Genomic DNA, 14,436 nt, shown 5'->3' with positions numbered 1-14,436 from the left:
ATTTGTATTACAAATTTAATTAAACATAACTAAACTAAAAGTGATAATGGAAAAAATTTATGAAGCAGAAGTGACAACGGTAGCAGGTCGCAACGGTCACGCAAAATCATCTGATGGATTATTAGATATAGATGTGCGATTTCCAAAAGAGATGGGAGGTACTGGGGGAGCAACTAACCCTGAACAATTATTTGCAGCAGCTTGGTCTGCTTGTTTTGGTACAAGCATAACAGTTGCGGCAGGAATTGAAAAAGTTAAAATTGGAGAAGTCACCGTAACAGCTAAAATTGATGTTTTACATGACAACGGTAATTTTAATCTTGGAGCCCATCTTCTCGTCAAAATAAATGATGTCGATTACGATACTGCCAAAAAACTGGTAGAAGTTGCTAAATCGATTTGTTCTTATTCAAAAGCAACAAAAGGAAACATAGACGCTATCTATGAAGTTGTAACAAATTAATTAAAAATTGATGCAAAGCAGCAAATAATAGTTAATGAATTGGAGGCTCTTAAAAAGTTGCTCTTGCATGATATAGCAGTGCCTTCTGCCACAGATGGGCAAATTGTGATTAAAGTAGAAGCTTCGGTTAATAAATTTTTCTGACGGCATGCAAAGACGAAATCAAGATCTGCATCAAATGAAGCTTTTAAGCTTATCAATATCTGTTTTCACAAGCTGCCGCAGCACACAGGCAAATGTAAAAAAGAAAACAAAAGGTAAAACTGTTCTAATTCCATAATAGCAAAATAAATATATAAATAAACTTAAAAAACAATCATTTAAATTATAGTAAACATGGTAAACACACTAAATTGGTTTGAAATCCCGGCTACAGATTTCGAAAGAGCAAAGACTTTTTATGCAAAAGTTTTAAACGCTCAAATTCATGACGACCCAAATAGGCAATATGCCTATTTGCCTTCTGACCCACAAAAAGGCGGATTTGGCGGTGCAATTGGCAGCGGTGAAAACTTTGTTCCGGCAATGACGGGTACAACTGTCTACTTAGATGGCGGAAAAGACCTTTCAGTTCCTTTGGGGAGGGTAGAAAGTGCCGGAGGAAAAATTATTCTGCCAAAGACTTCTATCGGAGAAAATGGCTTTATTGCACTTTTTATTGACACTGAAGGAAACAAAGTTGGATTCCATTCAATGGGATAGTACATCATTCTCCCTTATTTTGTTAGATAGCTGATAGAACTGTCACATTGATATTTCTATCAGCTTCACGTTGTCTTAATCTGCTTTTACCTCATTATTGGTGCTTATGTACCATTCCTACTGACACAACGTTGCCTTATAGACTCACTCATTTATTGGAAGCACTTTAAATACTAACAAAAAGTTGTATGTAAATAATGAATTTTTTATGTTGTTTATTAATGGGTTTTACTTAATCAGCTCTATTTTAAGTCTAAGCGGAATTTAAAAAAATGTCTATCAAACTAATGGCAGCGATTTTTTGGCTTTATTCTTTTTAATCATATTAATACTATATTTGGTAAAAATAACAACAGTATGAAAAAGTTACTATTTCTATTTATTTTATCAGGATTTACAGCTTTTGCGCAAACGGCAAAAAAAGACAAGGCACTCGAAGAGCTTTTCAACCTTATGAAAGGCAATTATAATTCTGAAAAGCAGGCAAAGGCCGATGCAGATTACTATAACATTTCGCTTAAAATGGTGCCTATCTGGAAAAGCAAAGGCTACTACTTGTATGTAGAGCAGGCGCTTGCCGATAAGCAGGACAAGCCTTACCGCGTACGGATATATCACCTGGTAAAGAAAGGGGAGGAGTATATTAGTGAAATATATACGCTTAAAAATGAAAAGGACTGGATAGGAAAAGGCGCAACGCCCGAAGCTTTTGATAAGCTAACAGAACCTGACATAGAGTTAAAGCAAGGTTGCGAGGTTATCCTTAAAAAAACAGGGCCGAAAAGCTATGCCGGTGCTACGGGTGATAAAACCTGCCCAAGCGAACTTAAAGGAGCCGCCTATGCAAGTTCTAAAGTTACGATAACTGAAAGCGGGCTTGTGTCTTGGGATCAAGGCTATGACAGTGAAGGTAAGCAGGTATGGGGTGCTGAAAAAGGCGGGTATGTGTTCGACAAAATAAATTAGGCACAATACATTAAATATACTGATTGATAGAATAAAGTTTTATGAATATCATTTATCAGGAGCAGCGTGTAAGTTTTAAAGAACTCATAGAAAACATACGGAAGGCATGTGTTGATATGTACACAACTTTTCATAAAGATTTTTACTCAATTAGCGGCTTTCTGTATATAGCAATTTCTTACTTTAACAATCAAATTTCTACGAATCATAGATGCTTGAAGGTGGGTAACTTGAAAGGAGTAACTAAATTACGCTCAACGTATGCATACTTCAAAAGCTAATAAAGTAACCATTTTAAATTATTACATAATATACCCGTCAATATTTGGTACAGGGCCAGGTATATAATTATCGCTAATCATTTCTCTTAGGTCAATTTCTATAGCCCTTGATATAGAATTGATTGGTATATCATTATATGTTCCCTCAAAAGGATTTTCTGAATAATCGCCAATTTTTTCCATTAAAAAGAATATCCAAATGGTTAAAGAAGAAATCGGAATAATAATCCATTTTTGATTATGAGAAAAGTCTTTTAAAACATCTAACAGCCCTAAAGGTGTAAGAGCAGCAAAAATGATTGAAAGCCACAAAGCGGCAGAAGCATATTGCCTGGGAAAAGGAAAATTCTTTATTCTTTCGCTTCTTCCCTGATCATCGTAAAAGCTGCAAATTAATTTATGAAATTCCATATGCCTAAAATCATCGAAATAGCCCAGGTCTCTTAGCTTTTGAAATTCCAGTGCCTGAAGTGCCATAATTTGTGTTGCTACATTACTTTTGCCAATACACCCATCTATTTCTGTCTTATCAAGATAGGGCTCGAGCTGAAGGGCAAGGTCTTTGTCATATTCGGGACAACGCTCCGCAAAAATTACTTTTATCCTGTCTTCAACATGTTCCCATTCACGAGATAGCCTTAATTGTACCCTTAGTGCGGTAAGCCAGGCAATATGCCGGTATAATAGCTTTTTTCTGATTTCATCTTCATTCTGTCCATTTATAAAAGCCAGTAAGGCAGCGCCAAATGAGCGGCTGTTATTAACAATCCCACCCCATATCTTGCGGGCTTCCCAGCTACGGTCATAACTGGCATTATTTTTAAACCCCAAGTAAAAGGCCACAGCTATACCAACTACTCCCACAGGGCTCCACGGAAGTGATATGTCTATATTAAAGTTAGTATATATCAGCAAATGAGCTAAATATATAATGGCTGCATATAATCCTCCATATATAAAAGGCATTTTTGACCATTTAAAGGTCATCCAAAAACCGTAATTGCGTTTAGCGAACATAGTACTTGTATTAAATTAAAACCTTATACATTTAGGCTGATAGGTTACTTGCAGTTATGTTAGTACGTGACCACAAGTTGCACGTTCATAAAAATAATTATTTCAGTCACTACTTTCCAGCTTACTGGCATGTGCTGACATGTCGATGTTAAGTAAGATGTCACAGCACAATTTTGCGCTACCGGTTTGCCACGTTCTAGCAATAACACTTACTACCGTTATTCAAGAACTTCTCAAAAAAATGTTTTACGGCACTCTTTATTGTCTTTAAACTTCCGCAAGGTAGCGGTGTACAAATGATATTGCCATAGAACCTTCACCCACTGCCGAAGCTACCCTTGCCATAGCACCGCTGCGCACATCACCGGCTGCAAAAATTCCAGGCGTACAGGTTTCTAAAAGATAAGGGTCTCGTTCCAATTTCCATATTTTCCTAAATGTATTGTATTTTTTTAATTCCCTCCCTGTTTCTAAAAAACCTTTTGCGTCTTTAAGGAAATCCTGCCCAATCCAATCGGTTACCGGGCTTGCGCCAATAAAGATAAACAACGCATCAGCAGGTACTGTATCCTCAGGCTTGTCAATTTTTTTTATAATAAGACGCTCCAGCTTGCCATTACCTTGCGCCTCCTCTATTTCGGCATTTGGTATAAGTTGCACATTGTCAAGATCCTTCAGCTGGTCTACCAGATATGAGCTCATTGTGTAAGACAGGGAATCCCGACGGATAAGTATATAAACATTCTTTGCAAATTTAGAAAGGTATACTGCTGCCTGGCCTGCACTGTTTCCTCCACCCACCAAGTAAACTTCCTTATCTTTGCATGCAGCAGCTTCGGTCATTGCGGCGCCATAGTAAATGCCTGCACCTGTAAAATCTTCTATACCCTTTTTTTCAAGCTTCCGATAATCGACACCTGTAGTTATTATAACAGCCCGTGCAAGCACTTGTGAATTATCCTCAAGCATAATAATCTTGTATCCGTCTTTCTGTATAATCTCTTTTACTTCCCTTGGCGATAAGAATTCTGCTCCCAGTCTTGCCGCCTGGGCAGTTGCCCGTCGTGTAAGTTCAGCTCCGCTCAATCCGCTGGGAAAGCCAAGATAGTTTTCAATCCGTGAAGATGTTCCTGCCTGACCCCCCGGAGCATTTCTTTCTATCAGGAGTGTTTTTAACCCTTCTGACGCGCCATATACTGCTGCAGCAAGGCCTGCAGGCCCTGCTCCAATAATCACCACATCATATACAGTCTGTGCAGCGGTGGGGCTCAGCCCGATTTTTGAGGCTATCTCCTGAATGGTAGGATGCAGCAGTATTGTGCCATCTTCAAAAAAAATCGCTGGGAGGTCTTTTAGGCCAACGGCGTTAAGGTCAACCAATTCTTTTGCTTCATTATTTATTTCTATATCAAGCCACTGGTAAGGTATTAAGTTCCCTGCTAAGAATTCTTTTATTTTATGACTTTTTGGTGAAAACTGGTAGCCAATCAGGCGTAAGCCTACGGTACCGGGGTAGCTGTTTACCAGCCACTCTTCAAGAAGCTCATCTAATACAGGATATAGTTTTTCCTCAGGGGGATTCCAAGGCTTTGTAAGATAATAATCAAGCCTTACCTCATTGATTGCCCTAATAGCGGCGGCTGTATCAGAATAAGCTGTCAGGAGAACTTTTTTAGCATCTGGAAACAATTTCATGGCTTCATTTAGAAAAACTACTCCCTCCATCTCAGGCATGCGCTGGTCTACAAGGAACAGTGCTATAGCCTCATCTTTATTTTTAAGCGGAAGCAACATCTCTAAAGCCTCTTTTGCATAGGTAGTGCTAAGCACTTTATAATTGTCCCTATATTTTTGCTTTACGTCTCGGCTTACAGATGCCAGTACCTGCGGGTCATCATCAATACAGAATATTATCGGCTTCTTCATAATTGGAATTAGGATAAAATTGGTAAACATACGGTGAAAGAAGTGCATCCTGGCCGTGAATCAACAGTTATAGTACCAGAGTGCTGCTGTACAATCCTCCTTACTACCTCAAGCCCAAGTCCTGTTCCTTTTCCTATTGCTTTTGTGGTAAAAAAAGGATCAAAAATCATGGGAATTATTTCTGAAGGTATACCTGGCCCATTATCTGTAATGGTTATTTTAGCATAATCTCCATCTCTTACGGTAGCTATATTAAGTATACCTTTTGGCAAATTTTCCATAGCATCTAACGCGTTATCAATAAGGTTAGTCCAAACCTGGTTCATTTCGCCTACCATAACCTTGATGTAGGGAAGTTGTTTATCATAGTTTTCCTGAAGACTAACATTGTTGTTTCGTAGTTTATAGCCAAGCATTACTACACTATTGCGGATTCCGGAATGTATGTCTATAGCTTCTTTATCTCGGCCTCGATCCATGTGCGTATAAGATTTTACAGAATTAATGAGGGATTCTATGCGCTGTGCTGCATTCCCTATCCCCCCAACAATTTTATCAGTGATTATATTGTCCGAAATCCATTTTAGTACTGCACTTAACGATGTCTCTGGAATATACTTCGCAAAATTGTCAAGATCTGTAGCGGAAAAACCAAATTCAGTAAAAGTTTCTATTAGTTCTGTATTACCGGCAATTCCGTGGCTAGCCATCCATTCATCCAATTCTTCTTCAAGCTGCATCTTTTCCATAAGCGATAAAACCGGCCTCTCCTTATCTAGGCTTGTAAAAAGTATGTTGTTAACTATATCTACTTCTTCAGGGCTCATTCTGATATTCATTACAGCCTTAAAAGATTCAGGGAGTATGGAGAGGTGGCTTTTTAAAGAGAGCGCATCACGAACAATTGCCGCAGCAGGATTGTTAAGCTCATGCGCCAGGCCCGCAGACAGCTTACCCAAAGCTATCATCTTTTCGTTTTGCTGCTGTAGTGAGGTAAAATTTCTAACGCGCGATAGCATTTGATGTACGAGTGCCTCAGTCAGCTCAAAATGGTCCTTAACCATTTCCCTTATATATGCCGAAGGAAAAAACATTACCTGTGTTGTAACTGATGTTACCGCTGAACCGGTGGGTGCTGCCATTCTTGAGAAAGGTAAAGTACCGGTGACATCTCCGGCTTCCAGCGTTGCGCTGGTACTGGTGCCGTCTTTGGCAAAAATTGTAACCTTACCCGAGGTAATAACCTGTATGCCCTCTATAGGTTTTCCCGCTGAAAACAATTCCTCACCTGTATTAAGTATATAGTGAGAGGATTTATTTATAAACCATTCCAGTTGTGCCGGTGGGACTCCTGAAAAAGCTGCCTGCTGGGAGAGCCAATCAGTGTTTATTTCCTGCATTATTTGATTGTTAAAGTTTTTAACTGAATTTTCTCCCTAAAAGTAAGGATTTTTTTATCGTAAACCCGTTAATTTATAGACGCATACGAGGCAAAATGTTTTATTTTATCCAAAGCATATTCAAATATATATCTATCTTACAGCACCTAAATATTGCCTCGAATGTGCCTACAATCGCATAACCTGCATTATTAAATAGTACATTAATGCGCCCAGATACTGCTATTACATCTGTTAGTGCCTCGCTGATACTGTCATCATAAGCGAAGTTGAACAGCATGATTATTGATTCGACATTCCTGTTGAGTACCTTGCTTTTACCGAATGCATTTTAGTATTTTAATTGGCATGCAAGGCTTAGTTGCCTCACGTGTTGCTGTTGATTAGATTTCTCTTGGCTCTGGATGGTATCGGATAAAATGGCATTATATTAAAACGTACGAATGCTGTGAACCAGGTTTTAAAATTTCTTTGTGCATATTTTGATTTTGAAAAATATTCCCTTGTGATGGTTTCAAAATCATCGGGATCTTTTCCTGTAAGTTCTTTAACAATAGTAGTCGGCTCGATATTAAACCGATCCATTTGCATTTGCTTGTTGTACAAAGCAGCTTGTATTATCGCAAAGCTATGAAACCCATATTCTTTTCCTGTCATTAATCCGGCTTTTAAAAATAACCATTCAGGTATGTTGAAGATCAGTATTTTACTACCCTTTACTTTAGAGAATATTGTTGCAATGTCTTTAGAAGACAACGATTGTGACCCCGTAGGGAATAATTTCTTACCGTGATACTTTTCGGGGTTCATCAGTAAAGATGAAATGCAAAGTGCCATGTCCGGGATTGATATCCAGGGGTTTTTGCCGTTTTTAAACATATTTGGCATTATGCCGAGTTGTAGCACCTGTTCTGAAATTACAAAAACGTTATCAGCAAAGTATCCCGGAGCAAAATAAATTACATTTAGACCGGAAGCTTCTAAAAGCTTGTATGCTTCTCTCACATCATTGGTTAAGCGGCTTTCGGTATCGGCAAATTCAGCAATACGCTGGCCCATAAATACTACAGTCTTAATTTTTGCCTCTATAGCCAATCTTATAAATAGCCTGATATCTTTATCTAAGCCCGCTTTATAGGGGTAACAATAGTAAACACTTTCAACATCATTTAGAGCATTTCGTAAGGCGTTTTCGTCATCAAATGTTCCTATGGCTAGTTCTGCTCCGTTTTCTTCTAATTCCAAAGCTTTGTAACTTTTTGAACGAACAAAAGCTTTTACAGCATAACCTTGTTCAAGTAAATTTAATGTCGTGGCAAAACCTGTTTTGCCTGCTGCAAGTGTAATCAATATTTTAGTTTTCATATTGAGTAGTTTTAATTATTACTTTAATAAATTATTTATTACTGATAGTTATGAAGATTTTGCTGTTGCAAACATTTATTACTACCGTTTTTAGTAGTTCACTACTTTTAAATCACATTTAATTTTAGGAGGATTAGCTTATACATTACCGGTGTCACAATCCTCGATAGGAGTGTAGAGGTAATTAACCCGCCAATTAACACCAGTGCCAAAGGCGATATTTGCGGGTTTGGGTTCATAGCCAGCGGGATAAGGCCCCCAATTGCTGTTAAAGAAGTAAGCACAATCGGTAAGAAACGGATTTCGCCGGCTTTTTCTATAGCCTCTGCTAAAGGCACACCTTCCTGCGTAGCTGATTAATAAAATCTACCAGAAGTATCGAATTTTTTACTTCTATGCCTGCCAGGCCAATAAAGCCTACAATAGCAAAAAATGACATTTTTTTTACATCATAAAATTATTTTAACTTTGTTTAAAAATTGAGCATTGTTCAAAATTTGTTTAAAAAAAATTTATATTTTATCAATCATTTTTATGAATGAATTGTATCCATCATATAATATTGTATCCGGATTGCTGAATTTAAGGCCCTTAGTCCTTTTACGGATCTCGAGGCAACACATTCCATGAACAATACCCCATATAAGAAAGGAGAGGTGTTCTGCATTATGTCCTTTGAAATGGCCGTTTTCTATGCATTCATTAACTGTACCCTTTAATATATTAAAAGTAGTTTCCCCTTCATTCCACGTATCATCATCAGAATCTTCGATAGTTTCCATGGGAGCTTTTACATTAAACATTAAATCATACATTTCCTGGTTTTCAAGAGCGAATTTGATATATAAAAACCCCATTTTTTTTAAACGCTCTATTGGATCGGGCATCACAAACAATTCCCTGAAGTACCCACGGAGCTCTTGAAATCCAATAGAATGCAAATCATGTAGTATAGCATTTTTATCCTTAAAATAAACGTATACGGTACCTACACTATAATTAATTTCTTCAGCAATGTTTCTTATTGTTGTCTGTTCAATGCCTTTTTCCAAGAACAATTTCTTTGCGCCACTAAGGATAAGCTCTTTTAAAGCTTCTTTTTCACGTGCTTTTCTGTCTGCGATAGTCATAATAGTAACTGCTGTGTAGCAAAATTAATATTTTTTTTGAACGACGTTCAAAAAAATCACTTTTTTTTCTTGTTAAACCTTTTTATCTACCGGTAGCAGCGTATACTTTGTTTATATCTTTGCCAAATAACTAGGTACTCATTGTAGGGTAGTTATTATGTGGCTTAGTCGTCGATGAGTTATTAAACGGGTAAGACAGATACCAAATTTCATTCAAATCGGCTATATATTGATGTTTGCATATTTTGCTGTAATATTGCCTATAATATGAGTACAATAAAGCGGAAAGAGCGGGAGAAGGAGTTACGAAGGGAGGCTATCCTTTCGGCAGCAACAGATGTTATGCTGCAATACGGTCTGTATGGCCTCAACCTTGATTTGGTAGCAAAAAAGTCGCAGTTGGCCAAAGGAACTCTTTACTTGTACTTTAAAAGTAAAGAAGAGATTCTTGCTACACTGACCCTTAGGGCGCGGCAATCATTGACGACAGAGTTCCTTAAAATTCACAATGAAGAGATAGGTCCGATTGAAAAACTCAGGAAAGTTATCAATGCTAATTTCGAATTCTTTAAGAAGCAGCCGCTTTATTTCGATCTTGTATCCTTATACGAGGCTAATCACTCATTAAACGAAGAAGAAGAACTTTATAAATCTTCTGAAGAGATATCTTTACTGGTTTTTAAGATTATCTCCGATGCTAGGGAAAGCGGCCTGATCAGGGAAGATATCGATCCAATGACGGCAACTATGAATCTCTGGGCTTCAACAGTTGGTACCCTTCAATTAATTAAGGTCAGGGGTTCATTGATTGATGAAAAATTTGGCATTAAGAACGAGGTTTTGTTTAACTCCTTCATGGAAATCTTCATACAAGGCATCAGTAAAAAATAGCCCTTCAATAAATCATGTTTTGTAATGGTTTAAACAAAGGTTATTTTTTTTCATAAAATGACTTTAAGTCATTTTATGAATTATATTTGTTTCATGACAAGATGATATAATCGGAAAACTTTATTCTGTAATTAGCTCGCGATTATATCCACACCATACCATTTCGGGATTTCTTTCTGGTGATAGACCGTGACAAGACTGCGCCAAAAACAGGAGACGATAAATTTTTACGTATGCTTTTTTATATAAATACTAATCATTTAAACAATTTTTAAAATGGAAAACACAAAAATTAAACTTTTCGAAGACGCTCAAAAAGCAGGAATGTTCGTAGTTGGCCAAAGAAACCAGCCTGTATTCACAGCCTTTCTAAATCTTGCCCACCAAATCATGCATCCTGAATCAGCCCTAAGCCCATTAACTAAAGAACTTTTGGGGGCATACATTTCAAAGCAGTTTGGCTGCTCCTTCTGTCATCTTGGGCACCTTGAAACCGCTTTTGCACTTGGGGGTGATGCGGTAAGGACTCATGTAGACGAGCCAACAGAGGATCTAAAACCTTTGTTCCGTTTAGCAGATAAAGTAGTAAGCAACTCGGTAACGGAAGAGGATGTTGCCTGTTTTTTGGATTCAGGGTATACAGAAAAACATTATGAAGATATTGTCTTTGTAGCGGCTTTGTTTGGCTTTGCCAACCGGATGGTTACCGGTTTTGGCATAGAGTATAATCAACAGCGTGATGAAGCTTCTTCAAGGTACCTGGCTAAAGGCTATAAGTTTTAAAGTTGTTCCAAAAGGGCTGGCAATTTAATGCCAGCCCTTTCAATTATCAAATTATTGCTTATAAAGCATAATGGCATCTTCAGGGTTACTTTCCGATACAAAAATTAGCAAAAATATTTCCTAAAAGTTCATCATTAGATACCTGCCCGGTTATTTCACCAAAGTAATATAAAGCCTGCCTTATATCTATAGCTAAAAGGTCGGCCGGAACGCCTGATTTCATGCCCCATTGTACTTTTTGTATCTCTTCCAGCGCTTTTAATAATGAATCGTAGTGGCGGGAATTGGTAACAATAGTTTCATTATTACGCAATGCTCCTGTATTGATTAAAGAGAGTAATTCTGTTTTTAGTTCCTCAGTCCCTTCATTGTTTTTTGCCGACATAAATATTGTTGTCGGAAGTGTTGCCTTCACTTCTTCTGTTTGCTGAGCAGAGTAGAGGTCTTTTTTATTTGCAACGATGATAATTGTTTTTTGAGGGAACTTCTCTTTTATCTTTTCTATCTCGTTTTTAATCGTTTTTAGTGCATTTATATCACTAACAAACGGACACATATAAATAACTACCTGTGCCTGTTCTATTTTTTCAAATGTCTTTTTTATGCCTATGCTTTCTACAACATCTTCGGTTTCCCTTATACCGGCAGTATCTATAAACCGGAAACCTATACCGTTAATTACTATTTCATCTTCAATAGTATCACGTGTAGTCCCTGCAATTTCAGATACTATAGCACGCTCTTCGTTTAAAAGCGCATTAAGGAGTGTAGATTTACCTACATTGGGTTCACCTACAATGGCTACGGGTATGCCGTTTTTTATTACGTTGCCTACAGCAAAAGAATCTATAAGCCTCTTCAGTACAATAACAATTTTATCTAAAAGAGTATTAAACTGGCTGCGGTCAGCAAACTCTACATCTTCTTCTGCAAAGTCGAGCTCCAGCTCTATTAACGATGCAAAATTTAATAGCTCTTCCCTTAGTCGGGCAATTTCATTGCTAAAGCCGCCACGCATTTGCTGTATTGCCACCTGGTGCGATGCTTCGTTATCACTTGTAATAAGGTCGGCAACAGCCTCTGCCTGAGACAGGTCGAGCTTGCCGTTTAAAAATGCCCTTAATGTAAATTCGCCTGCATTAGCCATACGGCATCCTTTACGCAATAATAGCTGCAATATCTGTTGCTGAATATAAACAGAACCATGACATGAAATCTCAATTGTGTCTTCTCCGCTGTAAGAATTTGGTCCCCTGAAAAGCGATAAAAGTACATTGTCGAATATTTTACCGTTTTCAACGATATTACCCAAGTGTATAGTGTGTGATTTACATTGCATTATATCTTTGTTCCTGAGAGGTTCAAACACATTTGCGGCTATAGTGAAAGCCTTGGGGCCGGATATGCGTATAACAGCTATTGCTCCTGAACCTGAAGGTGTTGCTAAGGCAGTTATGGTATCTTGAAGAGTCATTAATTTTTTTTGCAAAGATACATTTTTAAGCGGTACCTGCCTTTTACATTTACGTTCTTAAATTTAGCGATATAGCTGTGGTTAACGAAGCTTTACCAAAATGTACAGCGAATTATATTTGTGTTAATTTGTAAGAAAAAAAGTAGGAAATAAAGCGGATTTTTATTAAATTTAAATTATAAAATTGAAACTATGAAGCGTATTTTGTTCCCTACTGATTTCTCTGAAGCAGCAAATGCCGCTTTTGTTTATGCACTGCAATTTGCCGATTCTTTTGAAGCTGAAGTAATTATACTGCATGTTTATGATTTACCTATAGTAGAAGCACCGCCAATGCCGGAATCTACGAAAGAGATTTTTGATGTTGTAGAGCTGAACCAGTTTGAAAGTTTCAGGGAAGAATTACCTGCTTTGCATAAAATTGCACAAAATAAAAAACTGGATCATATAAAATTACGTAATATACTTTTATACGGCGATCTTGTTTATAATATCAACAAGGTTTGCAGCGAAGAAAATGTTGATATGGTGGTAATGGGTACCACAGGAGCAAGTGGTGTAAAAGAAGCTTTTTTAGGCTCTAACGCCGGCTCTGTAATAGCAAACACGCAAACACCTGTATTGTGTGTGCCTACAGCGGCACAGTTTCATCATCAGGTTAAAAGCATTGCTTTTACAACACAGTATAAAGACAAGGATAATGAAGCGTTGAGAAAAACGCTTGAACTGGCAGAAAAATTTAAGGCAAAGGTGTATTGCCTTTATATAAAAAATGATGATGACCCGGCAGATATTGATGAGCGGATTAATGAATGGAAAATATATTATAAAGAAAGTAATATCGACTTTTTTAATATAGCCGGAGATCATATAGAACAAACGATATTGGATTTTATTGAAAATCAGCAGGTAGATATGCTGGTAATGCGCACCCACAAAAGAGGTTTTTTTGAAAGCCTTTTCCACAGGAGCCTTACTAAAAAAATGGCATATCACACTAAGGTGCCCTTGCTGGTTTTCCACGAAAATTAAAGGAATAATAAGAAGAAGAAATAGATGTAATAACCATTTAAAACTTTAAAAATGTATGGTGTAAAAAGACAATCAACTCCGCTTTCCCCCCTTACCCAAATTACAGTTTTTAATTTACTATATGCCTATAACGGGCAGTGCTATTATTAATATATTAATTATTAATAATATAGTACACACATGAACTTTAAAACTAATAAGTCTGCCAACAACAGGATAGTGTTTGTAGACAAGTATGATAGAAGTATAGAAACTAATTTTGTTGATGTTTCTTATAACCAGGATAATTACGTTTTAGCGAAACGCGACAATTCTCCGTTTTACGCTGTACTCGACCTTGACGGTAGGGAAACTGACGGAAACCTTAATGTTGTACACCGCTTCGAAAACGGGTTATTGCTTACTTATAAGCCTTTTACAAAAGAGTACCGTTCGTCAGATAATTATACTTATAATGTAAATTATAATGTATATGCTGTATATAATTATGATACAAAACAGTCGGGCGTAATTGGTATTATACAATCTGATAATGTTTTAGAGCAAAAAACTGCCCCCGCAGTGCATAAGCTGAAAAGCTTTATGGGAAAAGTAATTTATGCTTTTGATAACTTTATTTTTTCTGAAATTTTTGGTGAGAGCCTTACCATAACCGCAAGCCATTTTAACTTTGCTGCAATGCTGTCTGCCGGAAAAACAGGAGGCATATTCGATATGTATGCATCAAAAAAGATATGGAATGTTGCCGACCTTACTTTGTGTACAGAATTTGATAATGAAACCGGATTAGATAACCTTTTGATTAACAACCGTATATTTAAAGAAGTTGAATATACACTTTATACATTGGTATCTTATGCTGGTCAAAATGAAATTACAAAAGAAGCAGAGCACGTTTCAGAGCAGCCAGTCGCTAAAAAGAGTGAAAAGGTTGTGTCACATTCTGTTACACAATCACAAAATGTAAGGAAAAATAAGTGGCAAATGCTCTTTGGCGGTGTTGTAG

Annotated in this window: 13 protein-coding genes and 1 pseudogene; 7 read left to right on the top strand and 7 right to left on the bottom strand. The window is 37.3% G+C overall.

Annotated features, from left to right (window positions below; all coding sequences use genetic code 11):
• Positions 1-46: 46 nt before the first annotated feature.
• The 3 genes from Q0K96_RS13400 (at position 47) to Q0K96_RS13390 (ending at position 2,131) form a co-directional block, all read left to right on the top strand.
• Positions 47-463: an Ohr family peroxiredoxin gene (locus Q0K96_RS13400; protein WP_297334489.1), complete on the top strand. Its 417-nt coding sequence runs from the start codon at positions 47-49 to the stop codon at positions 461-463.
• A 336-nt stretch (positions 464-799) separates the two neighbouring features.
• Positions 800-1,165, top strand: a complete 366-nt coding sequence (locus Q0K96_RS13395) for a VOC family protein (protein ID WP_297334488.1) — start codon at positions 800-802, stop codon at positions 1,163-1,165.
• Between the two features lie 357 nt (positions 1,166-1,522).
• Positions 1,523-2,131: a chromophore lyase CpcT/CpeT gene (locus tag Q0K96_RS13390; protein ID WP_297334487.1), complete on the top strand. Its 609-nt coding sequence runs from the start codon at positions 1,523-1,525 to the stop codon at positions 2,129-2,131.
• A gap of 302 nt (positions 2,132-2,433) precedes the next feature.
• Here the strand turns inward: Q0K96_RS13390 and Q0K96_RS13385 are convergent, their stop codons facing one another.
• From Q0K96_RS13385 to Q0K96_RS13360, 6 genes and pseudogenes are all read right to left on the bottom strand, one after another.
• Positions 2,434-3,429 carry a bestrophin family ion channel gene (locus tag Q0K96_RS13385; RefSeq protein ID WP_297334486.1) on the bottom strand — a complete coding sequence of 332 codons (996 nt, stop codon included), beginning with the start codon at positions 3,427-3,429 and terminating at the stop codon, positions 2,434-2,436.
• 267 nt (positions 3,430-3,696) lie between these two features.
• Positions 3,697-5,355, bottom strand: a complete 1,659-nt coding sequence (locus Q0K96_RS13380) for an FAD-dependent oxidoreductase (protein WP_297334485.1) — start codon at positions 5,353-5,355, stop codon at positions 3,697-3,699.
• An 8-nt stretch (positions 5,356-5,363) separates the two neighbouring features.
• Positions 5,364-6,755, bottom strand: coding sequence for an ATP-binding protein (locus Q0K96_RS13375; RefSeq protein WP_297334484.1), 1,392 nt, complete (start codon positions 6,753-6,755; stop codon positions 5,364-5,366).
• Positions 6,756-7,121: 366 nt separating this feature from the next.
• Positions 7,122-8,120, bottom strand: coding sequence for an NmrA family NAD(P)-binding protein (locus tag Q0K96_RS13370; protein WP_297334483.1), 999 nt, complete (start codon positions 8,118-8,120; stop codon positions 7,122-7,124).
• Positions 8,121-8,227: 107 nt separating this feature from the next.
• A pseudogene (locus tag Q0K96_RS13365) lies at positions 8,228-8,559 on the bottom strand (efflux RND transporter permease subunit).
• A gap of 73 nt (positions 8,560-8,632) precedes the next feature.
• The gene (locus tag Q0K96_RS13360; protein ID WP_297334482.1) at positions 8,633-9,250 is read right to left on the bottom strand and encodes a TetR/AcrR family transcriptional regulator; all 618 of its coding nucleotides are present in this window, start codon (positions 9,248-9,250) and stop codon (positions 8,633-8,635) included.
• Positions 9,251-9,517: 267 nt separating this feature from the next.
• Between Q0K96_RS13360 and Q0K96_RS13355 the strand changes: the two genes are divergently transcribed.
• Together Q0K96_RS13355 and Q0K96_RS13350 are read left to right on the top strand one after the other, a co-directional pair.
• The gene (locus tag Q0K96_RS13355; RefSeq protein WP_297334481.1) at positions 9,518-10,141 is read left to right on the top strand and encodes a TetR/AcrR family transcriptional regulator; all 624 of its coding nucleotides are present in this window, start codon (positions 9,518-9,520) and stop codon (positions 10,139-10,141) included.
• 276 nt (positions 10,142-10,417) lie between these two features.
• Positions 10,418-10,924: a hypothetical protein gene (locus Q0K96_RS13350; protein WP_297334480.1), complete on the top strand. Its 507-nt coding sequence runs from the start codon at positions 10,418-10,420 to the stop codon at positions 10,922-10,924.
• Positions 10,925-11,009: 85 nt separating this feature from the next.
• On the opposite strand, the gene mnmE is transcribed toward Q0K96_RS13350, so the two are convergent.
• On the bottom strand, positions 11,010-12,398 hold the full coding sequence (gene mnmE / locus Q0K96_RS13345) for a tRNA uridine-5-carboxymethylaminomethyl(34) synthesis GTPase MnmE (RefSeq protein WP_297334479.1): 1,389 nt from the start codon (positions 12,396-12,398) through the stop codon (positions 11,010-11,012).
• 192 nt (positions 12,399-12,590) lie between these two features.
• Here mnmE and Q0K96_RS13340 point away from each other — a divergent pair, with 192 nt between their 5' ends.
• Together Q0K96_RS13340 and Q0K96_RS13335 are read left to right on the top strand one after the other, a co-directional pair.
• The gene (locus Q0K96_RS13340; RefSeq protein ID WP_297334478.1) at positions 12,591-13,430 is read left to right on the top strand and encodes a universal stress protein; all 840 of its coding nucleotides are present in this window, start codon (positions 12,591-12,593) and stop codon (positions 13,428-13,430) included.
• A gap of 180 nt (positions 13,431-13,610) precedes the next feature.
• Positions 13,611-14,436: hypothetical protein (locus tag Q0K96_RS13335; RefSeq protein ID WP_297334477.1), on the top strand; the 826-nt coding region annotated here is incomplete at its 3' end.

Source organism: Flavobacterium sp. (assembly GCF_024305175.1).
Taxonomy (GTDB): domain Bacteria; phylum Bacteroidota; class Bacteroidia; order Flavobacteriales; family Flavobacteriaceae; genus Flavobacterium.
The sequence above is the reverse complement of the archived record's forward strand: the minus strand, read 5'-3'. Positions and strand labels throughout refer to the sequence as shown.